Genomic DNA, 25,140 nt, shown 5'->3' with positions numbered 1-25,140 from the left:
ACGGCTCAGCGCCGTCCTTCGGGATCGGCGATCCGGATCGGCGTGCCGTCCAGCCAGGCCACCACCGATTCCACGGTGTCGGAGTAGAAGGCGCCCAGCATCTCGCGAGTGACGTAGCCCAGGTGCGGAGACAGGGTCACGTTCGAAAGCCGGCGCAGCCGGTGGCCTTTCGGCAGCGGCTCGGCGTCGTAGACGTCCAGGCCGGCCCCGGCGATGCGCCCCGCTTCCAACGCGTCGATCAGCGCGGCCTCGTCCACGATCGGACCTCTGGAGGTGTTGATCAGGTAGGCGTGCGGCTTCATCAGCGCCAGCTCTGCCTCGCCGACCAGACCTCGGGTGCGCTCCGAGAGCACGAGATGAACGGAAACCACGTCCGAGGATTCGAACAGCGCCGCCTTCTCGACCCTGCGCGCACCCAACCCCGCAGCGGTCTCCTGGGTGAGGTTTTGGCTCCAGGCAAGGACTTCCATGCCGAACGCCGCGGCGTAGTGCGCCATCCGAGCGCCGACCCGGCCCAGGCCAAGCAGTCCGAGGGTTTTACCGGACAAGGTGACTCCCGCGCTGCGCTGCCAGCCGCCGGCACGCATGTTGCGATGCTCTTCGGCGAGATTGCGCACCGTCGCGATCATCAGACCCCAGGCGAGTTCCGGTGTGGCGTCCCGCATCGACCTGAACCGGGGATGCGCGAAATCCGAGCGCGCCACCAATATCCCGTGTTCGGTGGCTGCGGCCATGTCCAGGTTCGGCAGGCTCCTGCCGACGATCGTGATCAGCTTCAGGTCCGGCAGCCGCTCGATCAGCGTTCGGGGAAACGCCATCCGCTCCCGCAGGGTGCACACCACGTCAAACGGTCGTAGCACCTCGGCCGCTTCGTCCTCGTCGAGGTGGCGGTCGAAAACGGTGACGTCGGCCCGCTTTTGCACCGGCGACCAGTCGGCAACGTGCAAGGCGACGCCGGCGTAGTCATCGAGAATCGCTACCTTGGGCACGTGGTCTCCCCGACTCGAAGCATGGCCGCTTGGAACACTACGTCGCGGGTGTGGTCAACGCCGCGATGACGTTGCGCAACGGCTGCGGCGACGTGGCGACCTCACCGACGTAGGGATGCGCGAGTTCCAATATGAGGAACAGGTCTGCCGCAACCAGCACCCCCACGGTCGCGACCATGATGTAGTCCATCCGGGGTTGCCTGACGCCGTAGACGATCGAGCACCCGACGACCATGCCGGCGGTGAGCAGGATGACCGTCCAGATCGACCAGGGCGGGCCGGTGTTGGTCTGGGTCTCGATGACGCGGGCGGTGCGCGCTTGACTTGCCCGATCGAGATTCGCCAAAGACGTGGACAGAAAAGCCTTTTGGATGTCGGTGTGCGGCCGGGCCTGTTGGTAGGCGAGATAGACGCGGTGTAACGCGTTGTCGGCCTCGGGGGACGTCGCGCCCCCGTTGGCGACGACCGGCCACTCGGCTAGCGCTGCGTGTTCGTAATCCAGCAAGGCCTGGCGTATTCGATCGGTGTCGGCCTTGTCGAACACCGTGCTGTCGCGGGCCAACTGCACGGCGGCCGCGCCTTCGGTCCGCACCTGGTCGTCTTCGCTGTTGACCTGGCTCCACAACCCGGAGGCCATGAAGCCGACGAAGAACGCGTAAACCAGGCAGATCACCCCGAATGCGAACCGGGTGGCGTCGTTGTGTACGTCCGCGGTGAGCGCGGGATAGCGGCGCCGCAGAATCATCTGGGCGACTACCGCTCCGCCCGCCACGATGACAAGAAGGCCCAGCAATACCAGCCACGCCGGCAGGTTGCTCACGATCCAGCGGCCCAAATTTCACCCTCCTACCGAGGGAGCCGGAAACTCCGGATCGACTGTAACCGGCGGCTGCGCAAATGTGCGCGGATCCGTGCACGTCGCCGCGTCGCCGACCGCATACTGCTCGGGTGGGCGGGTTCGTCGCTGACGGAACTACGGCGTAATCGCCGGCGGATACGGCAGATCCGTGCTGCTGTGCGGATCGACATACACCGGACGCCCCAGGTACGGGAAGGCGCGCTGCGGGCAGGCGGGCCGGTCGCAGATCTTGCAGCCGGCGCCGATCGGCACGATCGATTCGGTGTTGGTCGGATCGATGCCGACGGAGTACACGAGCTTCCCGGCGTGGGCGACGTCGCAGCCCAGCCCGATGGCGAAGCTCTTGTCCGGCCCGAGGTAGCGGCTCGGCTCCGTCGTGGTGGTCCTGGCGATCCAGAAGTACGTGCGCTCGTCGGGCATCTGCGCGACCTGCGTCAGAAACTGGCCGGGAAGGGAGAACGCGCGGTGCACGACCCACAGCGGGCAGTTGCCGCCGACGCGGGAGAAGTGAAACGCGGTGGCGGACTGGCGTTTAGAGATGTTTCCCGCACTGTCGGTCCGGACGAAGATGAAGGGAACGCCGCGGGCGTTGGGGCGCTGCAAAGTGGACAGCCGGTGGCAGATCGTTTCGAACCCGACCTCGAATCGCCGCGCCAGCTGGTCGATGTCGTAGCGGACGGCCTCGGCCGCCGCCAAGAACCTCAGGTAGGGCAGCAGCAGCGCGCCGGCGAAATAGTTGGCCAGGCCGATGCGGGCGACGCCGCGCGCATCGTCGCTGAGCTGATCGTCGCCGGCGATGATCCCGGTGATCAACCTGTCCTGGGTCAGCAAGGCGATCTGGGTGGCGAGCTGGAAGGCACGCTGGCCCGGGTGAAGCCACCGCGCCACGTACAGGGTCTTCGTTTCGGGCGCAAACAGCCGTTTGGAGTTGGGATCTAACGCTTGGCCGTCGTCGATCACCACCGTGACGCCTAGCTTGTCCGCGAGCAGCTGCGCCAGCTGGCCGTCGAGACCGCCGATGCGCAAGTTGTTCTCGTTGAACAGGTCTTCGGCGGCCATGTCCAGTTCGCCAATATAGTTCTTGCGGTCGTAGAAGAAGTCGCGGACCTCTTCGAACGGCATGGGCTGCTGGGACATCCCCGACGTGTCGACGTTGGCGCGGTTGTGTAGCGCTTCGAGATCGGCGGTGGTGCCGTGCAGCCGGCGGTGCAGATTGACCAGCGTCTGCCCGATCGCCGGCATGCGGGCGACCAGCTCCTCGAGTTGCGCCGGCGTGGCGGACGTGTCGGCCAGCACCTCACGCAGGTCCGATATCAAGCGGGCGTCGGATTCCGGCGCGAAGTAATGCGCCGGTAGGTCGAACCGCTCGGTGAGGGTGAGCAGCACCGCAACGGTGATCGGGCGCTGATCATTCTCCAGCTGATTGACATAGCTGGTCGACAGTCCCAGTGCGCGCGCCAACGCCACCTGGGTCAACCCCCGCTCCTCGCGTAATCGCCGGAGCCGCGCGCCGGCGAACGTCTTCGCCACCCGATACACGGTACGCCGCCGTCTTTCACAACATTCGCAAAAATCGGCGATTATGGACACACGATTACGCTTTTACAGGGGATTTACCGCGCGACCAGCGTTGCGTACTGTGCGGCTTATGCGGAGTCATGACGTTCGAACCCGACGCAGCGCCGACGATTTCCCCCGCGACGAGCACCTGGCATGGAAGATCGCCGAGGTCGCGGCCGACCCGGTCGCCGTGCCCGCGGACACCGAGGCCATGGTGATCAACCGCATCATCGACAACGCGGCGGTCTCGGCAGCCTCGGTGAACCGCCGCTCGACCGCCGCGGCCCGCGCCCAGGCACAGGCCCACCCGACCTCCGCCAGGGGAGCCAAGGTGTTCGGTGTCCAGGGTGACTACTCCCCGGAATGGGCGGCCTGGGCCAACGGGGTCGCCGTGCGCGAGTTGGACTTTCACGACACCTTCCTGGCCGCCGAGTACTCCCACCCGGGCGACAACATCCCGGCGCTGGTGGCGGTCGGGCAGCACCTCGGGATCGGCGGAGCCGACCTGATCCGCGGCATCGCAACCGGTTACGAGATCCAAATCAACCTGACCAAGGGAATCTGCCTGCACGAGCACAAGATTGACCACGTAGCTCACCTCGGCCCATCGGTGGCCGCAGGACTGGGCACCATGCTGCGGCTGGACAAGGAGACCATCTATTCCGCGATCGGACAGGCGCTACACCTGACCACGTCCACCCGGCAGTCCCGCAAGGGCCTGATCTCCAGTTGGAAGGCGTACGCACCCGCCTGGGCGGGCAAGGTCGCCATCGAGGCCGTCGACCGCGCCATGCGCGGCGAGGGCGCGCCCGCACCGATCTGGGAGGGCGAGGACGGGGTGATCGCCTGGCTGCTCTCGGGTCCGGAGCACACCTATCGGGTCCCGCTGCCCGAGCCCGGCGAGCCGAAGCGCGCCATTCTGGGCAGCTACACCAAGGAGCACTCGGCCGAATATCAGAGTCAGGCGCTGATCGACCTGGCCCGCCGGATGCGCGAGGGCATCGGCGATCTCGACCAGATCGCCACGATCGAGTTGCACACCAGCCATCACACCCATTACGTCATCGGCACCGGATCCGGCGACCCGCAGAAATTCGATCCGGACGCCTCCCGAGAAACGCTGGACCACTCCGTGATGTACATCTTCGCGGTCGCCTTGCAGGACGGAACCTGGCACCACGAAAGGTCTTACACGCCAGAGCGGGCGCACCGGGCCGACACCGTCGAACTGTGGCGCAAGGTCTCGACGGTCGAAGATCCCGAATGGACCCGGCGCTACCACTCTTCCGATCCCGCGGAGCAGGCGTTCGGCGCCCGCGCCGAGGTCACCCTCAAAAGCGGTGAAGTCATCGTCGATGAGATCGCCGTCGCCGACGCGCATCCGTTGGGGACCAGACCGTTCGAGCGTGAGCAGTACATCGGAAAGTTCAGCGAGCTGGCCGACGGGGTGGTCAGCGAAACCGAGCAGCGGCGCTTCCTGTCGGCGGCACAGTCCCTTTCGGACCTGCAGCCGGGTGCGCTGGGCGCGCTCAATATCGACGTCGCCCCGGCGGTGCTCGCCCAGGGGCCCGCGATTCCCTCGGGGATCTTCTGATGGGCGGCCTGATCGGCGCGGCGGTGCCCGCGGCGACCAAGCGGGCTGCGTTCCGCGCGGGGCTGGAAAGTGGCGAGCTGCAACGCTTCCCAGGCGCCTTCTCCCCGCTGGTGGCCAACCTCGTCGCCGAGCTCGGTTTCGACGGGGTGTATGTCTCCGGGGCGGTGCTGTCGGCCGACCTCGGCCTGCCCGACATCGGCCTGACCACCCTGACCGAAGTCAGCGGGCGCGGAGCGCAGATCGCCTCGGTCACCGACCTGCCCACCCTGATCGACGCCGACACCGGGTTCGGTGAACCGATGAGCGCCGCGCGCACCGTAACGGTCCTGGAGGACGCCGGGCTGGCGGGCTGTCACCTGGAGGACCAGCAAAACCCCAAGCGTTGCGGGCATCTCGACGGTAAGGCCGTGGTGCCGGCCGGCGAGATGGTCAAACGCCTGCGGGCCGCCGTGGCAGCCCGCAGGGATCCGAACTTCATCATCTGCGCCCGCACCGATGCCGCCGGGGTCGAAGGGGTGGCCGCGGCGATCGAGCGCGCCAAGGCCTACGCCGACGCGGGCGCCGACCTGATATTCGCCGAATCCCTGCAAACGCCGGCGCAGTTCGAACGATTCCGCGCCGCCGTGCACACGCCGTTGCTGGCCAACATGACCGAATTCGGCAAGTCGGAGCTCTTGACCGCCCAGCAGCTGTCCGACATCGGCTACAACGTGGTGATCTACCCGGTCACCACCTTGCGGCTGGCCATGCACGCCGTCGAGCTCGGTCTGCGGGAAATCGCCGACAGCGGAACGCAATCGGGCCTTCTGGACCGCATGCAACATCGCGGCCGACTCTATGAGCTGCTGCGCTACGCCGAATACACCCGATTCGATTCCGACATCTACAACTTCGCGATTTGAAACTTCACCCCTCGAGGAGCCGTGCAATGAGCACCGTCGAAGACAACCAACCCCGCATCTACAAGGGCCTGGCCGGTGTCGTCGTCGACACCACCGCCATCTCCAAGGTGGTGCCGGAGACCAACTCCCTGACCTACCGCGGGTACGCGGTCCAGGACCTGGCGGCGAACTGCAGCTTCGAGCAAGTTGCCTACCTGCTGTGGCACGGCGAACTTCCCGACGAGCAACAGCTTGCACTGTTCAGTCAGCGCGAACGAGCGGCCCGGCGGCTGAACCGATCCCAGCTGTCGCTGTTGACCAAATTGCCCGAGACCTGCCATCCGATGGACGTGGTGCGCACCTTCATCAGCTCGATGGGTGCCGAGGATCCGGACGAGGACGACAGCAGCCCGTCGGCCAACTACGGCAAGGCGTTGCGGATGTTCGCGCTGCTGCCCACGATCGTCGCCGCCGACATGCGCCGCCGGCGGGGCCTGGACCCCATCGCCCCGCACAGCCACATGAACTATGCGCAGAATTTCCTGCACATGTGCTTCGGTGACGTTCCCGAGCAGGTCGTGGTGGACGCCTTCGAGCAGTCGATGGTCCTGTATGCCGAGCACAGCTTCAACGCATCGACCTTCGCGGCCCGGGTGGTCACCTCCACCCAATCCGACATCTACAGCGCGGTCACGGCGGCCATCGGCGCACTGAAGGGCCCGCTGCATGGCGGCGCCAACGAGGCCGTCATGCACGACATGCTCGACATCGGCACCCCCGAGCGGGCCGCGGAATGGCTGCGGGGCAAGCTGGCTGGCAAAGACAAGATCATGGGATTCGGTCACCGGGTGTACAAGAACGGTGACTCGCGGGTGCCGACCATGAAGGAGGCACTCAAGCGCGTCGCCGCGGCGCGCGACGGCCAGAAGTGGCTCGACATCTACGAAGCCCTGGAGAAGGGCATGGCCGAGGCCAACGGCATCAAACCCAACCTGGATTTCCCGACCGGACCTGCCTATTACCTGATGGGCTTCGACATCGGCATGTTCACGCCGATCTTCGTGATGAGCCGGATCACCGGCTGGACGGCACACGTCATCGAGCAGACCGCGTCCAACGCGTTGATCCGTCCGCTCAGCGAGTATGTCGGACCACCGCAACGGGCTCTATCGTAAAGACCGTGTTTGCGAAGGTACTGGTCGCCAATCGCGGAGAGATCGCGATCCGCGCGTTCCGCGCGGCCTATGAGCTGGAAATCGGCACGGTCGCGGTGTACCCGTATGAGGACCGCAATTCCGTGCACCGGCTCAAGGCCGACGAGTCCTATCAGATCGGCGAGGAGGGCCACCCGGTCCGCGCCTACCTGTCCGTCGACGACATCGTCGCGACGGCACAGGCGTGCGGGGCGGACGCGATATACCCCGGCTACGGCTTCCTGTCGGAGAACCCCGATCTGGCGGCGGCATGCGCGGCGGCCGGCATCACCTTCGTCGGCCCGAGCGCGGAGGTGCTCGAGCTCACGGGTAACAAGTCCCGGGCGATCGCGGCGGCGCGGGCGGCGGGTCTTCCGGTGCTCGCTTCCTCGCCACCGTCGACATCGGTGGACGAGCTGGTGGCCGCCGCCGAGTCGATGACGTTCCCGCTGTTCGTCAAGGCCGTCGCCGGTGGCGGCGGGCGCGGGATGCGCCGGGTAACCGACGCGGCGTCGCTGCCCGAGGCGATCGAGGCCGCCAGCCGCGAGGCGGAATCCGCGTTCGGGGACGCGTCGGTGTTTCTCGAGCAGGCGGTGATCAATCCGCGTCATATCGAGGTGCAGATCCTGGCCGATAGCCAGGGCAACGTCATTCACCTCTACGAGCGGGACTGCAGTGTGCAGCGCCGCCACCAGAAGGTTGTCGAGATCGCACCGGCACCCAACCTGGATCCGGCGCTGCGCCAACGGATCTGCGCGGACGCGGTGGCTTTCGCGCAGAGCATCGGCTATACGTGCGCCGGCACCGTGGAGTTCCTGCTCGACGAACGCGGCAATCATGTGTTCATCGAGATGAACCCGCGCATCCAGGTGGAGCACACGGTCACCGAGGAGATCACCGACGTCGACCTGGTGTCGGCGCAGCTGCGGATCGCCGGCGGACAGAGCCTGGAAGACATTGGCTTGAGCCAGAATTCGATCGTTCCGCACGGTGCGGCCTTGCAGTGCCGGATCACCACGGAGGATCCGGCGAACGGGTTCCGGCCGGACACCGGCCGGATCACCGCCTATCGCACCCCGGGTGGCGCGGGAATCCGGCTGGACGGCGGCACCACGCTCGGTGCCGACATCAGCGCGCACTTCGACTCGATGCTGATCAAGCTGACCTGCCGGGGCCGCGACTTCGCCACGGCGGTGCGTCGGGCGCGCCGTGCGGTCGCCGAGTTCCGCATCCGCGGTGTCTCGACGAATATCCCCTTCCTGCAAGCGGTTCTGGACGATCCCGACTTTCAGTCCGGTCGCATCACCACGTCCTTCATCGAGGAGCGCCCGCAGCTGCTCACCGCCCGCAGCTCCGCCGATCGCGGCACCAAGATTCTGAGTTACCTGGCCGACGTCACCGTCAACAAGCCCCACGGCGAGCGTCCGTCCGCGGTGTACCCGCACGACAAGCTGCCCGACGTCGACCTGTCGGTGGATCCGCCGGCGGGTTCCAAGCAGCGGTTGACCGAACTCGGGCCGGAGCGATTCGCCGCGTGGCTGCGGGAGTCACCCGGTGTCGGCGTCACGGATACCACCTTCCGCGACGCCCACCAGTCCCTGCTGGCGACGCGGGTGCGCACCAGCGGACTGATCAAGGTGGCGCCCTACATCGCCCGGACCACACCGCAGTTGTTGTCGATCGAGTGCTGGGGCGGTGCCACGTACGATGTCGCGCTGCGGTTCCTGAAGGAAGACCCCTGGGAGCGGCTGGCAACGCTGCGCGAGGCGTTGCCGAACATCTGCCTGCAGATGCTGCTGCGCGGACGCAACACCGTTGGGTACACCCCTTATCCGGAGACGGTCACGACGGCGTTCGTCGAGGAAGCGACGGCAACGGGCATCGACATCTTCCGGATCTTCGACGCGTTGAACAACGTCGACTCGATGCGGCCGGCCATCGACGCCGTGCGTGAAACCGGGGCATCGGTGGCCGAGGTGGCGATGTCCTATACCGGCGATCTCAGCGACCCCGCCGAAAAGCTTTACACGCTGGACTATTACCTCAAGCTCGCCGAACAGATCGTCGAAGCGGGCGCGCACGTGCTGGCGATCAAGGACATGGCCGGGTTGTTGCGCGCGCCCGCGGCGACCACCCTGGTCTCGGCGCTCAAGTCCCGATTCGACCTGCCGGTGCACGTGCACACCCACGACACCCCGGGTGGGCAGCTGGCGACCTATGTGGCGGCCTGGCACGCCGGGGCCGACGCCGTCGACGGCGCCGCGGCCCCGCTCGCGGGAACCACCAGCCAGCCCGCGCTGTCGTCGATCGTGGCCGCCGCGGCCAACACCACCTACGACACCGGGCTGTCACTGGCCGCGGTGTGTGACCTGGAGCCGTATTGGGAAGCGCTCCGAAAGGTGTACGCCCCCTTCGAATCCGGCCTCCCCGCCCCGACGGGCCGCGTCTATCACCACGAGATCCCCGGTGGTCAATTGTCGAATCTGCGCCAGCAGGCCATCGCCCTGGGGCTCGGTGACCGGTTCGAGGACATCGAAAACGCCTACGCCGGAGCCGATGCCATCCTGGGGCACCTCGTCAAGGTCACCCCGTCCAGCAAGGTGGTCGGTGATCTGGCGCTGGCGCTGGTAGGCGCCGGCGTCAGCGCGCAGGACTTCGCCGAGGACCCCGCCCGCTATGACATCCCCGACTCCGTCATCGGCTTCCTGCGCGGAGAACTCGGTGACCCGCCCGGCGGCTGGCCCGAACCGTTGCGCACCAAGGCATTAGAAGGACGCGGCCCGGCGAAGCCGGAACAGGAGCTGTCGGCCGACGACGAAAAGGCGTTGGCCACCCCGGGCGCCGACCGCCAGGCGGCGCTGAACCGGCTGCTGTTCCCCGGGCCCACCAAAGAACTCGAGGACCATCGCGAACAGTACGGGGACACCTCTCGGCTGAGCGCCAACCAGTTCTTCTACGGATTACGCCACGGCGACGAGCATCGCGTCGAGCTGGAGCGCGGTGTGGAGCTGTTGATCGGCCTAGAGGCCGTCTCGGATGCCGACGAACGTGGCATGCGCACGGTGATGTGCATCCTCAACGGTCAGCTACGCCCGGTCGTGGTGCGCGATCGCAGCATCGCCTCCGACGTGCCGGCGGCCGAAAAGGCCGACCGCGCCAACCCGGACCACATCGCGGCTCCCTTTGCCGGGGTCGTGACGGTGACCACCGACGTCGGCGAGGAAGTCGAAGCCGGCCAGACGATCGCGACGATCGAAGCGATGAAGATGGAAGCCGCCGTCACCACGCCGAAGGCCGGCAAGGTCGCGCGAATCGCGGTCTCGCAAACGGCACAGGTCGAGGGCGGCGACCTTCTGGTGGTGATCGACTAGCGCCGGAGGCTGCTCTTGATCAGGGCAGCGCGCGCCAGGGTCTGTTCGGCCTGCTTCACGTGGGCGGCGTCGACCAGCACGCCGTTCACCCCGACGGCACCGCGGCCCTTGGCCTCGGCCGCCCGGTAGGCGGCGACATTGGCTTCGGCCCGGGCGATTTCGTCGGCGGTCGGGGCGTAGACCTCGTTGGCGACGGGAACCTGGTCGGGATGGATGGCCCACTTGCCGGTGTAGCCGAGCAGCGACGCGCGCCGCGCGTCGCGTTCGTAGCCCGACAGGTCCCGGTAGTCGGGATACGGCGCGTCGATCGCGTCGATGCCGGCGATGCGGGCGGCCACGATCACCTTGTTGCGCGCGTAAGCCCAGAATTCGCCGGGATATTCGCCGAGTGGGACGAAGTTGGTGTCCACCCGGGCGCCCTGCGACAGCGAGAAGTCACCCACGCCGAAGATCAAGGCATCCAGCCGAGGGCTGGCCGCCGCGATCTCTTCGGCGTTGGCCAGGCCTTCGACCTCTTCGATGAGGACCTCGAGCCGAATGCGGTTGCTCAGGCCGAGTTTGGCCTCCAGCTGAGTGAGCAGCACGTCCACCCACCACACATCGCGGGCCCTGCGGGCTTTCGGAATGATGATCGTGTCCAGGTTCTGGCCGGCCTTGGTCACCACCTCGACGACGTCGTCGTGGCACCACGGGGTGTCCAGCCCGTTGATCCGGATGGCACGGGCGGTGTGGCCCCAGTCGATGTCGTTGAGGGCGGCGATCGCCTTGGCGCGCGACTCCTCCTTGAACGCCGCGGGCACCGCGTCTTCGAGATCGAGGAACACCAGGTCGGCGCCGCACTGGGCGCCCTTCTCGAACATGTTGTCGTTGCTCGCGGGTACCGCGAGTTCGGAACGACGGAGCAGATCGGTCACCAGTGAGGTCCTTCTGTCACAGCACGCCGCGGGCGTGCAGGTCGTCAATGTCGTTGGCGGTCAGCCCGAGTAGTTCGCCATAGACCTCGGCGTTGTGTTCGCCGAGGCGAGGTCCGAGATGCTCGACCGTGCCGGACACCGAGGAGAACCGCGGAACGGGTGCCTGCACCTTCATGGCTCCCAGCTGGGCGTCCTCGACGGTGATGAACACCTCCCGATGCGCCAGTTGCTCGTCGGCGATTAGATCGCCGATGTCATAAACGGGGGCCGCGGCCACCTCGTGGGCGTCGAAAATGGCCATCGCTTCCGAAAGAGTCTTTGTGGCAACCCAATCGGCCACCACCGCGTCGACCTCCCGGGCTCGGGCCAGCCGTCGCTGCGGGTCGGAGAAGTCCGCGTCGGCCAGCAGGTCGTTGCGGCCGATCGCCCGGAACACCCGCAGGGCCAACGCCGGTGAACTGCCCGACATTGCCAGCCACTTGTCGTCGGCGGTGCGATAGGTGTTGCGCGGCGCGGAGATATCCCATCTGTTGCCCGATCGCTCGGGCACCAGACCCAACTGGTCGTAGCCCAGCAGCGTCTGCTCCAGCAGCCGGGCCAGCGGATCGATGAGGTTGACGTCGATCAACTGCCCGGGCCCGCCGTGCACGTCACGGTGATAGAGCGCCATCAGCACCGCGTAGGCCGCGTTCAGCGAGGCGACACCGTCGGCCAGCATGAACGGCGGCAGGGTGGGAGGCCCGCCGGCCTGGCCGGTGATATGCGCGAATCCGCTCATCGCCTCACCGAGCGTGCCGAACCCCGGGCGCTCACTCTTCGGCCCGCTCAATCCGTAACCGGTGATGTGCAGCATCACGATCCGGTCGTTGACCGCACGCAGGCTCTCATAGTCCAGCCCCCACTTGCGCAATGTCTGGGGGCGGGTGTTGAAGATGGCGACGTCGGCGCGCGCCACCAGACGGCGCACCAACGCCTGGCCCTCGGCGCAGCGCAAGTCCAGTGTGATCGAACGCTTGTTGCGCGAAATCGACTTCCACATCAACCCGACTCCGTCGCGCTGATTGCCCCAGCCGCGGATCGGGTCGCCGTGCCCGGGTTGTTCCACCTTGATCACGTCGGCGCCGAACTCGCCCAGGTAGGTCGCCACCAGGGGTGCGGCGGCCAGGGTGGCGAGGTCGAGTACCCGCAGCCCGTCAAGCATTGGCACCGGCAGCCACCCGCGCGCACGAAGGGCGCTGCAGCCCAAGGTGTTCCCGCAACGTCGACGCCTCGTACTCGGTGCGGATCAGCCCCCGGCGCTGCAGCTCCGGAACCACCATGCGCACAACGTCTTCGAACGCCCCGGGCAGATGCGTTGCGGCCAGCACGAATCCGTCGCAGGCTCCGGTTTGAAACCAGTCCGCCATCTGATCGGCGACCTGGGGGCCGGTGCCCACGAAACGGGGGCCCTGCAGCAGGGTGGCGCGATGGTTGGCGAGGTCGCGCAGCGTGACCGCTTCCCCGCCGATATGGGTGCGCAGGTTCTGCACCAGACCGCGGATTCCGGAGACGGAGGCCAGCAGTTCGTCGGTGACCGGATCGTCGAGATCGTGTTGGGCGAAGTCGTAATTCATCAATTCCGACAAGAGCGTCAGCGATGCCATCGGATGAACCAGATCATCCAGGAACATGGCTTCGCGCTCCTTGGCGTGGGCTTCCGACTCGCCGACCACAGCGTATGCCATGGGGCAGATGCGAACCGCGGCGGGATCGCGGCCGGCGTCGGCGATGCGGTCCTTCTGATCGGTGTAGTGGCTGCGCGCCACGTCGATCCCGGGATCACCGGTGAAGATCAATTCCGCCCACCGCGAGGCGAATTCGCGTCCCCGTCCCGACGAACCGGCCTGGATGATGACCGGGCGGCCCTGCGGGGTTCGTGGCACCGTCAACGGCCCGCGCGTGGAGAAGAATCGGCCGACGTGGCCCAACTCGTGCACCTTGGTGCGATCCGCGTACTGCCCCGACACCCGGTCGTGCAGAACGGCGCCGTCCTCCCAGGTGTCCCACAGCCCGGTTACCACGTCCATGAATTCGTCGGCCCGGTCGTAACGTTCGTCGTGGCCGAGGTGGGCCTCGACGCCGAAGTTCTGCGCCTCGCTGTCGTTGACCGAGGTGACCACGTTCCACGCGGCGCGGCCACCCGACAGGTGATCCAGCGAGGCGAACGTTCTCGCGACGTGGAACGGCTGGTAGTAGGTCGTCGAGTAGGTGGCGCCCAGCCCGATCCTGGAGGTGGCCTGTGCGAGTACGCCGAGGATCACGCTGAGGTCCAGCTTGACCGGGCGGGCGCCGTACTGGACGGCCTCGCCCACCGAGCCGCCGTAGACGCCGGGCATCGCCAGACGGTCGTCGAAGAACATCAGGTCGAAGCAGCCCTCTTCGAGCTGGCGGCCGATCTTGGCGTAGTAGGAGGCGTCCAGGTATCGGTGCTCGGTTGCGGGATGCCGCCAGGAGCCCGCGTAGACGGAAGTGCTGCCGGCCTGCATGAAGGCGACGAGGGCCATCTTGTCGGTGCGCATTTTTGAAACGTAACATCTGATATTTCAGATATCAAACGCTAGATCTGCCGTTTGGTATTGTGCGCAGGTGGCGAGGATCGATATTTCCGGAACCGTCCGTGAGCGCGCCGCGCGCGAGCTACGCGACCGGATTCTCACCGGCGCACTGCCCGCCGGGGCGCGGGTCGACCTCGATGCGATCACGGAGGAATTCGCGACCAGCCGCACCCCCGTGCGAGAGGCGCTGCTGGAGCTGTCCTTCGAGGGCCTGGTCCAGGTCGCCCCACGCAGCGGCGTGACCGTGCTCGGCATCAGCCCGGACGACGTCCTGGACAGCTTCACCATCCTCGGTGTGCTGACCGGGCAGGCCGCGGCGTGGGCGGCCGCACGGATCGAGCGACCGGAGCTGGAGACACTGCGCGAACTCGCGGCCGACGTCGTCGCTCGATCCGGTGACGACAGCATCGGCGAGGCGAACTGGCATTTCCATCAGATGATCCACCGCGCCGCGCACTCGCCCCGGCTGATGAACCAGATCAAACAGGCCGCCCGGGTGGTGCCGAGCAATTTCCTCACCCTGTTCCCCGAGCACGAGAAGCACTCACTCGACGAGCACCAGGAGCTATTGGACGCGCTCGGCGACAAAGACGCCGAGCGGGCGCGCGCCATTGCCGAACGACATGTCCTGGACGCGGGTCGCTCGCTGGCCGACTGGCTGGAGCAGCGCCGCGACGGTTAACCGCGGGCGCCGGTCAACTGTCAGCCGCCGCCGGCTCCTCCGCCTGCGCCACCCGCGGCACCACCCCCGCCCGCCGGGGGGCTTTCGCCGCTGCCGCCGTAGGGCACTTGCTGCGGAGCGGGCGCAGGTGGAGCCGGACTGGACGATGTCGGCGTCGGCGGCGCCTCGGGAAGAGTTGCCGCTGCACTCGCGCCCGCACCACAACCGACCGCCAGCGCCACCAGGGCGGTACCACCTAGCAGGGTCATCGTCATCATCGCCTCAGATCTCAACGGATCTCCCCTTTTCGTCTGTGAGCATGGCTTCGAGCTCACATACCCGCATTCCGGTTTTGCAATCGCGCGTTGACGATTCGAGGCGGTCAGCTGAGTGCGGGCAAGACCTGGTCCGTGAGCAACTGGACCGACTTCCACGCTTCGTCGACCGGCATGCCGCCGACCAGTGGGTGCATCACGAGGGGCCCATAGTTGTCGGCATCGCGCACCTCCGTGATCAGCTGCTCCGGGGTGAGGAAGCGGTATCGTCCCGACGCCCTGACCTGGTCCAGCGTTTGAACACCGGGCAGGTGCATGAGCGAACGCTGGTCGGTGGACCACCGGCCGTAAGTCACTGCCTCCCAAAGGATATGCTGTCCCAGCTCCGCCCACGCCTGGTCGGGGTCCTCGTGCAGGTAGATCATTCCGCGGTTGACCGGCCCCGGCATGAGGATGAACGGCGACATGCCCGCCTCCGCACACAGCTCGCGGTAATAGTCGGCGATATCGGGCAGGTGGTCCGCCAAACTGAGCGGCAGCCGGAACCGGGCCGCGCGCCGCGCCGTGGCACGTGCGCCACCCCCGACGTACAGCGGGGGATGCGGCCGCGACCAAGTGCCGGTGCAGATTCCGTGTTCCGGATCAGTACCCGACCACACGGCGAGCATTCGTTCCAGCAGGGCATCCATCAGTGCACCGCGCCGGCTGAAATCGGCTCCGAGAGCGTCATATTCGACCGTCCGGTAGCCCAGGCCCACCGTTGTGTGCAGACGTCCGCGGCTCATGTTGTCCACGAGGACGATGTCCTCGGCAAGTCGCACCGGATTCCACAATGGCCCCAACGCGCAATCGACGCTCGCGATCAGCTTCGAGGTCCGGGCCAAAAACATCGCCGCGGCCATGATCGGATTGCAGCTCCACCCGTGTCCGGTCGCGTGATGCTCGTCGACGCTGACGGACGTGATGCCGTGGGACTCTCCCCACTGTCCCAGCTCGAGCGCCGCGGATAGGAGCTTGCCCTGCGTGCGTGGATCGCCTTGCGGGGAAGCGAAATTGAAGCGCAGCACCGTCAACAGCATCTGCCCGCCTTGCTACGCTTGCGGGCCGGCCGCCGCCTGCAGGAAACCCGGAAAGTCCGGGAACAGCGCGCGGTCGACGATCTCGATACGGGTTCCCGCGTCGTCGACGTAGTAGGCGAAGAGCGCCAGATCGCCGTTCGAAGACGGGCCCGCGGTGTCGGCGGTGGCTTCGAAGCTGAAGCCGTTGTCTTCCAGCATCTTTGCACTCTCGGCCAGGTTGTCGGTCCAGTAGCCGAGGTGGTGGATCGCGTTGCCGGGTGCCGCCGTCCAGGCCGTCCCGGGTACCTCCTTGATCAGTTCGACGTGCGGCGCCTGCAGCGAATAGACGAAAGTCGAAGTGATCTCTTGGGTTCCGCCGGCCGTGCGAAAGGGCAAGGTGTAGCTCACCGGGGTGATCCACCGGTAACCGGCCAGCGCGCTCAGCCCTGCCATCGCCGCGTCGAGGTCGGGCACGATGATGCCGGTGTGGTAGAAGTCCTCGGGCCGTAACGCGAATGCCGTCATGTGTTCCTCGCTATCTGGTTGCGCAGCCAGGCACTCTCCCAGAAGTTCGTGCTGCTGGCGAGAAGTTTTTCATGGGCGTCGCGCAACACGGCGCGAGCCCCCGGATGATCCCCCGGAACAAGCTCGGCCAGGTGGATGGCCTGCAGCGCGCGATCGGCTGCCAAATGAGCCCGGGCACGCTCCAGCAGCGCATCGGCGCCGGCCAGTTCGACCACGTCGGCGGCGACGGAATCGAACCCGACGGGGTAAAGCTCGGTGGTCGATTCGTGGTGGAACCAGCCGGAGTAGTTCTCCCAGACTGCCCGCACGTCCCAGGCGACTTTGCCGTAGCCCTGTCCCACTTCGTATTCCGCGGGAAGCGTGATTTCGCGCATCAACGTGCGAACATCCTTGCCGGCGTTCATCCCGTCAACGGTTTGGTCGTGGATGTACTGGATGGCGTTTCGCAGCCTCGTGAGCTCTCGGTCGATGCGCTCGGCGCCCTGGACGGGCTCGAAGTGCCCGGTCACCAGCAGGTCGGCCTGCAGGTCCCGCACCCTGTCCACCGACGCGATCGCCGTCAACGCGTCCCGATACCGATCGCCGCGCATGGTGACCAGGTTGGGAATGTGCCCGATCAGCGGACCAAAGGTGTTTCCACACAGGCAGATCCGCTCGTTGGGCAGCCATACCACGAGGGAGTCGGTGGTCTCTCCACCGGGCACCGAAATCAGTTCCATTCGCCGGCCGCCGATTTCCAGGCGCAGGGTGTCCTCGAAATCGATGTCGACCACCGGCACGCTCTGGCCCGCCAGCCGCGACGTCCCCAGGCGCCGTTGGATGGCCTGAATGCCGGTGGCCAACGTGTCTTTGAATGCGAAAGCGCTGCGGCTGGCCCGATAGGGGATCAGCCGGTCGTTGTCGTCGCGCCAGCTCTTCCAGTTCGCCTGCGCGACAACGATCGTGTCGGGATCACGCACGCTGTCCAGGCCGCCGACGTGATCGACGTGGCCCTGCGTGAAGATGATGTAGCGCACCGGCGACGGGTCGACGGCGTCGAAGTTGGCGCGATGCACCGGCCCCTCGAAGCCCATCCCGGTGTTGATGACCACCCGACCCTCGGTCGTGGTGAGCAGATACGAGTTGGACAGGCCCGGCGAACACCACAGGCCCGGGGCGATCTCCTCGGCCCTCTCGGCGGACGCCGGGCGCATCGCGTCGGCGCCCGGCCGGCTCCGATAGACCGGTTCGGACATCGCTGGTGACTCCTTTTATTCGGGACGGACGTCGAACTTATCGAGGTAGAAGCCGAAACGGCTGCGCAGTTCGTCGGCGGAGGTGCCGAAGTGCCGCTGCAGTTCATAGTGGATGCGGCCGTGTTTTCCCCGTGGATTACCGTCCAGGTAGCGCTGGAACCGTTCGCGTACCTTGGGCGGCAGCTCCACGCCGGCGCGCTGATACAGCTTTTCGAGCACCGGCGTCTCGTTGCCGCCCAGCTGGTGGAAGTTGATGTCGATGCTGCGTTCGGGCGCCACCAGATGGCGGTCGCGCACGCATGCGCTGAGGAGTCGATACACGCGGTCAGTCCAATAGTCCAGCAGCCACTGCGGGTCAATGCTGCTGCGGCGCAACCGATCCGAGTACGCCATCATGGTGATCGCCGACTGGATCACCGCGGCGGGGTCGCGGTGCGTGAAGGCTACCGTCGCGTCGGGAAACGTCGCCATCAACGGGCCGAGCTGCTCGCAGTGCTGCGGACTCTTGAGCACCCATGTCCGTGGACCGCGCAGGAAGGTCAGCGTCTGCAGCACCTTCTTCATGTACGCGTAGTGCCGAGTTTGGTCGAGGCGCAAGTAATAGTCGCGCCAATCGGGCACGCGCGCATGCCATTCCAGCACGTACGAGGCCATGTCGAGGTCGAGAAGCTCCACTTCCTCCTCGATCGCCTCGGGAAAGCGGTCATGCATCGCGGCTACCACGGGTGCACTCGCCATCAGCGCATCATGTTCCGCTTTCGCGCGGGCATAGCGGGGATCGACGCCGAAGATGTCGGGGCCCTGCCCCAGCGCGGGAATGGGATCTTGGCTCTCCCAATACGGCAGCGCGCGCCGGCGCGGGTCGGAGGCAATGAGATTCACCAGATGTGTGGTGCCCGAACGCGGCATCCCGACGACGATGAACGGTTTTTCGATCGGGATAGATTCTATTTCGGGATAGCGCCGGATGAGTTCGGTGAGCGATAGCCGGTTGCGGAGCAGGCGCACGACACGTTGGCGCAGCGATCCGCGGGTGAGCTGGCGCAGCGCGTCGTCGGCTTCGATGGCCCCGACGTGCGCCCGCAGCCGGTCGGCGAACCCGTCGGTGTCGTCGAGGTCGGCGGTTCCGGCCGGCAGGCCGGTCTGCTCGATGGCCTCGGCGAGCATCCGATCGATGTCCAGATCGACGGGCTTGGCTTCGGTGAATTCTAGGATCTGGCGCTGCACGTCGGTCAGTCGGGGCGCCGTCAGGTCGTCGAAGTCGATGTCGTCAACCGCGGAACCCACCGCAACCCCTCTCCGACGCATCAGGTGAGAAAGACGACACAGACGCTAGCCGCGGCGCAGATCCGCCGTGCATCCACCTCGCCGCGCCCGGCCGGCGCTAGAGGTTGGCCAGATCGTCGGGGACGTCGACCTTGTGTTCTTGCAGCGCCTCCAGGGGCACCACCTCGAGGGTGCTCTCGTGCGTCGCGGCCAACACCACCGGGGCGGCACAACCGTCGTGGTGGGCGCGCAGCCAGTTCAGCGCGGTCACGCACCAACGGTCGCCGGGCAGCAGACCGGGGAACCTGTACTCGGGCACCGGCGTCAACAGGTCATTGCCGATCGAGCGCTGGTGCTCGAGGAATTCGGCGGTCATCACCGCACAGATCGTGTGCCGCCCGAGATCCTGTGGACCGGTCGAGCAACAGCCGTCGCGATAGAAACCGGTCAGCGGGTCCGTGCCGCACGGTTCCAGCGGGCCGCCAAGCACGTTTCGATCTGGCACCCGTTCAGTATTGCGCTCTCGAGGGTGAAGTTTGAAGAAAATCTGCCGACTGCTTCGTCGGGTTTTCGCGTGACGGACCCATCGGGTGCCCGTGTGGACGCCCGGGCATCGGGCGTGTTAACTCGAATCGATGTCGACGCCGCCCAACCAACCCGGAAATCCGCCCGGTGAGCCACCCTGGGGATGGCAGCCTCCGCAGGGATATCCGCCCCCGCAGCCCTACCCCGGCTTCCCGGGGTATCCCGGCTATCCCGGATACGGCGACCCCCAGGCGCCGTACGGCCGCGATCCGGTGACCGGGCTGGCGCTGTCTGACAAGTCTGCGACCACCGCCGGCTTACTTCAGCTGTTCTTCGGCGTGTTCGGTATCGGCCGCTTCTATATCGACTCGACGCAGATCGCGGTCGCGCAGCTGTGCCTGGGGCTGTTCGGGGTTCTCTTCAGCCTCTTTTGTTTTCTCGGATTTCCGGTCCTGCTCGGCGTCACCGTCTGGGCCATCGTCGACGCGATCATGATCTTCACGGGCAGCGTCAAAGACAAGTACGGTCGCAAGCTGCGTTAGGCGCCTGAGTTGGACAACGTTTTCAACTGTCCGCCAACACTTTTGGCTTGCGTTGGGCCCAGATTCTAACCTGGACGGCTTCGCCACGATCCAGGGCGCGCCGGTGGTAGTGGTCACGGATTGGTCACGATCGCGGGCGAACTTGGCCGTGCGACGGTGCCGACAACGAACCTGTCGCGACGCGCTGAGCAAATCCCGGGGAAATCGTCCCGAAAACTTATCGTCACATCGTGGAACGACGTACGGCCCTGAAACTCCCTCTGTTACTGGCGGCGGGCGCCGCCGTTGCCCGGGCACCTCGGGCCTCCGCGGAGGAAGCGGGCCGGTGGTCACCCGAGCGCGCGAGCCGTTGGTATCAAGCGCAGGGCTGGCTCGTCGGAGCGAACTACATTCCGGCGAACGCCATCAACCAGCTCGAGATGTTCCAGCCCGATACCTTCGATCCGCGGCGCATCGACACCGAACTCGGCTGGGCCCAGTTCTACGGCCACAACACCGCGCGGGTGTTCCTTCATGATCAGCTGTGGGCCGCCGATCAGCGTGGCTTCCAAACGCGCCTAGGGCAATTCGTCGACATCGCCGCGCGCCACCGCATCAAACCGCTGTTCGTGTTCTTCGATTCCTGTTGGGATCCGCATCCACGCGCGGGGCGCCAGCGCGCGCCCCGGCCCGGCGTGCACAACTCGGGGTGGGCGCAGAGCCCGGGCGCCGATCGACTCGGCGACCCTCGCTACGTCTCGGTCATGCGCGACTACGTCACCGCGGTGATGACCCAATTCCGCAACGACAACCGGGTTTTGGGCTGGGACCTGTGGAACGAGCCCGACAATCCCGCGCGCCAGTACCGCAGCGTCGAAAGAAGCGACAAGGAGCAACTGGTCACCAATCTGCTGCCCCAGGTGTTTCGGTGGGCCCGGGCGGTGGATCCCAGTCAGCCGCTGACAAGCGGTGTGTGGCAGGGGGATTGGGGGCAAGCTCAGGGGCGTAGCGCGATCAGCGACATCCAGCTTGCCAACGCCGACGTGATCACCTTCCACTCCTACGCCGGGCCTTCGGGGTTCGAAAATCGGATCAACGAACTCACCCCGCTGGGCCGGCCGATCCTGTGCACGGAATACATGGCGCGCCCCCAGGGCAGCACCGTCGAATCGATCCTGCCGGTTGCCAAGCGCCACAACGTCGGCGCCATCAACTGGGGCCTGGTAGCCGGCAAAACGCAGACCTACTTCCCCTGGGACTCATGGGATCACCCGTACACTTCGGTCCCCAAGGTGTGGTTCCACGACCTGATCCGGCCCGAGGGACGCCCGTTTCAAGACATCGAAGCGCTGACGGTGCGAAAGCTGGCCGGTAGCCCGACCTGATCAGGGTTGCGGCCGGGGTAACCCTTCGCTGAAGTCGATCAACGCTCGCCCGCCACAGACCTTCCGGTAGTAGGGTTATACCTGCTCAGAAGGGGGCGGCGATGGTCGTCGGTGTTGGTCGGCTACTGGCGGCGTCATGACGTGGGAAAATTTCACCGAAGCAGAACTGATCGCGGCGGGCGGCGGCGATCCATGGGCGATCAATCAGAGCCTGCAGGCCGGCAGCCCGTTTCAGATCGACCGTTTGGCGGAGGCCTTTCACGGTGCCGGTCGGCACACCGCCGAAGCCGACCACGCCTTCGAAGACGCGCGGAAACGCTTTGCCGCCGCTTGGAACCACCAGGACGGTGGTCACCCGATCAATGACTCCGACGAAGTCCAACGAGTCACCAAATCCCTTGGTGCACAGTCTGAGCGACTACCGAAGATCGGCGCCGATCTGGAATCCATCGCCGCCGCGTTGGCCGATGCGCAAAAGCAAGGGGCTCAAGAGATCGCCCTGCTGGACAGCGAGCTGCGGGGACTCGACAGACTCATCCACGCGATAAATCATGACCTGACATTCGAACTCTCCGCGTCGGAACGCGACAAATTAGAGAAGCTGAGGGACGCTGCGCACGCCCAGGCCGCGGACGACGTCCGCGAAGCCGTCAAGCAGATGAATTCAATTCGCAACGCCTACTCGGACACCTTACGGAAATCGATGAGCGCTCTGCATGCCGACGGTTACGACATCCCGAAAGCCGTAGACGGTTGGATCGAAAGCCCACTGAAACCCGGTGAGGTAAGAGATCTCGGTCCGATCGCCGGCACCGGCGGCATTCCCGGCATCCCAGGAATTGGGGCGGCCGACTTGGGGGAAGTCGTCGAGGTACCCGGGCAGCCCGGGAAGTACCTCGCTATCTTTGGTGATTCGTTCTCCGGCAATAAGGTCGGTGAGGGCGAGCACTATCGATCTGTCGCCGTTCCAGTGACCTTCGATGCCGATGGACGCCCGCATTTCGGGGCGCCATTGACGGGAGCAGAAGGTAGCGGTCGCGAGCTATTTCCCATCCCAGCGGAAGCGAAGGGGGTTACCGACACCCTGCCAGCTGGGACGATCACGCTCGGCGACAAAACCTACATGATGGTGACGGGCACTCAGGGTGACTTGAAACCCGTGGCTTCGTGGCTGGTCGAGGTTAATGGTGACCCCGGTAAGGGGTGGGCCATGGTGCCGGGGTCGTTTCGGGGCGCGGGCGAAGCGCCCACACAGGTCAGCGGCTATAAGGGTACTGACGGCAAGGTCTACATCGCCGCCGATTCCTTCGACCGCAGCCGAGGCATCACCATGTACCGCGCGGATCCCGGCAACGTGTTCGATCGTTCAACCTGGCAGCCGTGGAACGGGAACGACTGGGGAAAGCCCGGACAGCAGGCCGTACAGGTAACCCCGAACCGTTACGGGGAGCTGAGCTTTCGAGAAATCGGCGGGAAGCCCGTCTTATCTGGCTTTAACGTAGACGCGCATATGGGAAGTATTGAAGTGCGGGTAGGAGCCAACCCGACCGAAATGTTTAGTGCGAACGTGCCCACAACCCTCGTTGCGCAGAATGGCGACCCAGGGGGCCCGAAGTTCATCCCACAACCGTACGGTGGATATATCCTGCCCGGATCAACGCTCGACGATTTGAAATTATTTGGAAGTCAATGGAATACGCTTAAGGATGCGAACGGCGTGCCGTTCGGTACTCCGTATAACACCCGAGAGTTTCAACTTAGCCCCTATCACTGACCCGCCTGAACCGATTGGATGCATATGGCCATCAACAAACTGGTCGGCGTCACGACACTCGCCGGAGCTACGTTGTTAGTTGCCTGCACGGCGCACGCCGACCCACCTCGATTTCCCGATCTGAGCGCAGACGCACCAGTGAACGTCCGCGACTACACGATCGACGTTTCCAACCCTGGCCGGCCGCCCCTGCCCACGGTGTATTTCCTCACTCCCGATGGGGTCGTCTGCAACTACATGCCCGACCAAGCACAGTGCACTGGCAACAACCTGCCCGGGATCCCTCCCGCGCCTTCAAATCCCGACGCGGGAATCACCGGAGTCAATTGGATCGGAACCACCACTGGGCTGAAGCAGACGAATGAGGGTGAACCATCACGCGTGATCGACGGACAGCCAGTCAAAACGCTGCCTCCGGGCCATTCCATCACGGTGAACGGCATCATCTGCGGGGTCGACAACTCAGGCACGACCGCGTGCAAGGACCCGCAAGGCCGTGGCTTCGTGCTGTCGCCGAAGGGATCTGGGTGGCTGCCCCACGTGTGAGTACCGCTCGAGCGTGGCGGCAACACAGTCGCCGGGCATAGCGACAGAAGTTACGACTTGAAAAAAGCTTGGTACAAGGTTTTACGACGCCGCGAAATCCCCGACGGCGGTCATCTTGTTGCCGTCCCAGGCGGTGGCGAAGCCGCCCGCGTTATACGCGCAGTTCAAAATGATGTCTCGGTGCGGTGGACTCTGCATCCACATGTCGAGCGCTTCCTTCGGGGTCGCGGCGGATCCGGTTCCCCAGAAGACGATTTCACCCGAGTACCTGCTCCGATAACCCGCAGCGGTGATTCGCGCCTGCGGTGATGAGCCGTCCGACCCGATGTGGCCGCTGACGCCGTTGCGCAACATGTCATCGGCATGGCGCTGGGCGGCTTCGGTCAAGCGCGGGTCGTCGCTGATCGGCGGGCATCCCGGGCGAAGCTGGTTGATACCGCTGTACAGCGCGGTCCCCGAATCGTCGGCGTGCGCGACGAATCCGGACAGGGCGCCGGGAGCCGTGATGAAGGCAGTACAGATCGCGAAGACGGCGATGATCTCGACTTTGCTGGCCATGATGCCTCTTGTCGCGCGCTCGCTTTGCTGTTTTTGGTATCTAAATGTTACCCATTTTCAACCAAGAACGATCACGAATCGCAAATCGATTCGCGGCGCTCAGTGACCGGCGTTGCGGGCCAGCTCGATTGCGTATTGATTCACGAAGTTGCCGGCCGGCGGATCACCCTTGCCGCATGTTCCGTCCGATTCGCCGGGGCGCTTGATCCACAGGTAGGCGTCTGCGTGTGCGCCCGCGGTGCTGGCGGTCGGCGGAGTGCCCAGTGCTCGGCCGCTGGGGTTGCACCAGTTGAGGTCGGAGTCCGGGGCCGGTCCCGCACCGTTGCGCGACGTGTCGATCACGTAGTGCGAGCCATTCGTGAGGCCCGAAATGGCCTCGCCATAACCGATTTCGTCCTCGGTGGTGAAGAAGTTCGCGGTGTTGATGCTGAAACCCCGCGCGTGGCCGACGCCGGCCTGATTGAGCCGGGCGGCCATGTCGTCGGCGCTGTGCCAACGCAAGTGACCCGCGTCGACGTACACGGCCGCGTTCGGATCGCGGGTGAAAGTGTCGACGGCGTAGCGGATCAGGTCGAAGCGTTCCTGGCGCGCATCACCGGACAGGCAGTCGGCCATGGCCAGCGCATCGGGTTCGACGACGATCGCCACTCGCGAAGCCCCCACACCGGATGCGATGCCGTCGATCCACGAGCGGTAGGCGTCGGCCGAGCCCATGCCGCCGGCGGCGAAACTGCCACAGTCGCGGTGCGGGATGCCATAAATCGCCAGCACCGGGATGGCGCCGGCGGCATTGGCGTCGCCGACATACTTCCCGACCGTGCCTGCCGACCCGCCCGGGACGATCCAGTACGCCTGC

General features: G+C 65.8%; 22 protein-coding genes. 9 read left to right on the top strand and 13 right to left on the bottom strand.

Translation table 11 applies throughout. From position 1 onward, the window contains the following. Positions 1-5: 5 nt before the first annotated feature. The 3 genes from A5624_RS18065 to A5624_RS18055 form a co-directional block, all read right to left on the bottom strand. Positions 6-989, bottom strand: a complete 984-nt coding sequence (locus tag A5624_RS18065) for a D-2-hydroxyacid dehydrogenase family protein (protein WP_066868819.1) — start codon at positions 987-989, stop codon at positions 6-8. 37 nt (positions 990-1,026) lie between these two features. Further along, the gene (locus A5624_RS18060; protein ID WP_232002277.1) at positions 1,027-1,824 is read right to left on the bottom strand and encodes a DUF4239 domain-containing protein; all 798 of its coding nucleotides are present in this window, start codon (positions 1,822-1,824) and stop codon (positions 1,027-1,029) included. 138 nt (positions 1,825-1,962) lie between these two features. Continuing rightward, positions 1,963-3,387, bottom strand: a complete 1,425-nt coding sequence (locus A5624_RS18055) for a short-chain fatty acyl-CoA regulator family protein (RefSeq protein WP_156749069.1) — start codon at positions 3,385-3,387, stop codon at positions 1,963-1,965. Positions 3,388-3,496: 109 nt separating this feature from the next. Between A5624_RS18055 and prpD the strand changes: the two genes are divergently transcribed. The 4 genes from prpD to A5624_RS18035 are packed head-to-tail and all read left to right on the top strand — an operon-like array spanning position 3,497 to position 10,447. Beyond that, positions 3,497-5,002, top strand: a complete 1,506-nt coding sequence (prpD, locus tag A5624_RS18050; RefSeq protein WP_066868816.1) for a 2-methylcitrate dehydratase PrpD — start codon at positions 3,497-3,499, stop codon at positions 5,000-5,002. Continuing rightward, on the top strand, positions 5,002-5,904 hold the full coding sequence (gene prpB, locus A5624_RS18045; RefSeq protein ID WP_066868813.1) for a methylisocitrate lyase: 903 nt from the start codon (positions 5,002-5,004) through the stop codon (positions 5,902-5,904). The genes prpD and prpB overlap by 1 nt, the downstream gene beginning before the upstream one ends. 26 nt (positions 5,905-5,930) lie before the next feature. Continuing rightward, the gene (locus tag A5624_RS18040; RefSeq protein ID WP_066868810.1) at positions 5,931-7,058 is read left to right on the top strand and encodes a bifunctional 2-methylcitrate synthase/citrate synthase; all 1,128 of its coding nucleotides are present in this window, start codon (positions 5,931-5,933) and stop codon (positions 7,056-7,058) included. Between the two features lie 5 nt (positions 7,059-7,063). Next, the gene (locus tag A5624_RS18035; RefSeq protein ID WP_066868807.1) at positions 7,064-10,447 is read left to right on the top strand and encodes a pyruvate carboxylase; all 3,384 of its coding nucleotides are present in this window, start codon (positions 7,064-7,066) and stop codon (positions 10,445-10,447) included. Here the strand turns inward: A5624_RS18035 and A5624_RS18030 are convergent. Genes A5624_RS18030 through A5624_RS18020 form a run of 3 tightly spaced genes read right to left on the bottom strand, consistent with a single transcriptional unit; the run spans position 10,444 to position 13,919 of the window. Further along, positions 10,444-11,361: a CoA ester lyase gene (locus A5624_RS18030; RefSeq protein WP_066868804.1), complete on the bottom strand. Its 918-nt coding sequence runs from the start codon at positions 11,359-11,361 to the stop codon at positions 10,444-10,446. The genes A5624_RS18035 and A5624_RS18030 overlap by 4 nt on opposite strands. A gap of 16 nt (positions 11,362-11,377) precedes the next feature. Beyond that, positions 11,378-12,562, bottom strand: a complete 1,185-nt coding sequence (locus A5624_RS18025; RefSeq protein WP_066868802.1) for a CaiB/BaiF CoA-transferase family protein — start codon at positions 12,560-12,562, stop codon at positions 11,378-11,380. Then, positions 12,555-13,919 carry an LLM class flavin-dependent oxidoreductase gene (locus A5624_RS18020; protein ID WP_066868799.1) on the bottom strand — a complete coding sequence of 455 codons (1,365 nt, stop codon included), beginning with the start codon at positions 13,917-13,919 and terminating at the stop codon, positions 12,555-12,557. The genes A5624_RS18025 and A5624_RS18020 overlap by 8 nt, the downstream gene beginning before the upstream one ends. Positions 13,920-13,986: 67 nt before the next feature. Here A5624_RS18020 and A5624_RS18015 point away from each other — a divergent pair, with 67 nt between their 5' ends. After that, positions 13,987-14,637 carry a GntR family transcriptional regulator gene (locus A5624_RS18015; protein ID WP_066868796.1) on the top strand — a complete coding sequence of 217 codons (651 nt, stop codon included), beginning with the start codon at positions 13,987-13,989 and terminating at the stop codon, positions 14,635-14,637. A 361-nt stretch (positions 14,638-14,998) separates the two neighbouring features. Here A5624_RS18015 and A5624_RS18010 read toward each other — a convergent pair whose 3' ends face one another. The 5 genes from A5624_RS18010 to A5624_RS17990 all read right to left on the bottom strand — a co-directional run bounded on the left by A5624_RS18010 (position 14,999) and on the right by A5624_RS17990 (position 19,480). Beyond that, positions 14,999-15,970 carry an LLM class flavin-dependent oxidoreductase gene (locus tag A5624_RS18010; protein WP_066868793.1) on the bottom strand — a complete coding sequence of 324 codons (972 nt, stop codon included), beginning with the start codon at positions 15,968-15,970 and terminating at the stop codon, positions 14,999-15,001. Positions 15,971-15,982: 12 nt separating this feature from the next. After that, positions 15,983-16,474 (bottom strand): VOC family protein, encoded by a 492-nt coding sequence (locus A5624_RS18005; RefSeq protein ID WP_066868790.1) that lies wholly within the window; start codon positions 16,472-16,474, stop codon positions 15,983-15,985. Beyond that, a complete protein-coding gene (locus tag A5624_RS18000; RefSeq protein WP_066868787.1) occupies positions 16,471-17,709 on the bottom strand; it encodes an MBL fold metallo-hydrolase in 1,239 nt (412 codons plus the stop codon). Before A5624_RS18000 ends, A5624_RS18005 begins: the two co-directional genes overlap by 4 nt. A 15-nt stretch (positions 17,710-17,724) precedes the next feature. Continuing rightward, a complete protein-coding gene (locus A5624_RS17995; RefSeq protein WP_066868784.1) occupies positions 17,725-18,996 on the bottom strand; it encodes a sulfotransferase in 1,272 nt (423 codons plus the stop codon). A 97-nt stretch (positions 18,997-19,093) separates the two neighbouring features. Next, positions 19,094-19,480 carry a DUF2237 family protein gene (locus A5624_RS17990; RefSeq protein WP_064953898.1) on the bottom strand — a complete coding sequence of 129 codons (387 nt, stop codon included), beginning with the start codon at positions 19,478-19,480 and terminating at the stop codon, positions 19,094-19,096. A 130-nt stretch (positions 19,481-19,610) separates the two neighbouring features. Between A5624_RS17990 and A5624_RS17985 the strand changes: the two genes are divergently transcribed. The 4 genes from A5624_RS17985 (at position 19,611) to A5624_RS17970 (ending at position 23,726) form a co-directional block, all read left to right on the top strand. Then, on the top strand, positions 19,611-20,042 hold the full coding sequence (locus tag A5624_RS17985) for a TM2 domain-containing protein (protein ID WP_066868781.1): 432 nt from the start codon (positions 19,611-19,613) through the stop codon (positions 20,040-20,042). Positions 20,043-20,272: 230 nt separating this feature from the next. Beyond that, positions 20,273-21,406 carry a cellulase family glycosylhydrolase gene (locus A5624_RS17980; protein WP_066868779.1) on the top strand — a complete coding sequence of 378 codons (1,134 nt, stop codon included), beginning with the start codon at positions 20,273-20,275 and terminating at the stop codon, positions 21,404-21,406. A 136-nt stretch (positions 21,407-21,542) separates the two neighbouring features. Then, positions 21,543-23,180, top strand: a complete 1,638-nt coding sequence (locus A5624_RS17975; RefSeq protein ID WP_066868775.1) for a DUF4185 domain-containing protein — start codon at positions 21,543-21,545, stop codon at positions 23,178-23,180. Positions 23,181-23,204: 24 nt separating this feature from the next. Beyond that, entirely contained in the window at positions 23,205-23,726 is a 522-nt protein-coding gene (locus tag A5624_RS17970) for a hypothetical protein (RefSeq protein ID WP_156749067.1), read from the top strand. Positions 23,727-23,807: 81 nt separating this feature from the next. On the opposite strand, the gene A5624_RS17965 is transcribed toward A5624_RS17970, so the two are convergent. Further along, positions 23,808-24,284, bottom strand: a complete 477-nt coding sequence (locus A5624_RS17965; RefSeq protein WP_197498215.1) for a CAP domain-containing protein — start codon at positions 24,282-24,284, stop codon at positions 23,808-23,810. Positions 24,285-24,383: 99 nt separating this feature from the next. Beyond that, positions 24,384-25,140 (bottom strand): glycoside hydrolase family 6 protein (locus A5624_RS17960; protein WP_066868768.1); only part of this gene is annotated, 757 nt, incomplete at its 5' end.

Source organism: Mycobacterium sp. 1482292.6, from assembly GCF_001672995.1.
Lineage (GTDB): Bacteria > Actinomycetota > Actinomycetes > Mycobacteriales > Mycobacteriaceae > Mycobacterium > Mycobacterium europaeum_A.
The sequence above is the reverse complement of the archived record's forward strand: the minus strand, read 5'-3'. Positions and strand labels throughout refer to the sequence as shown.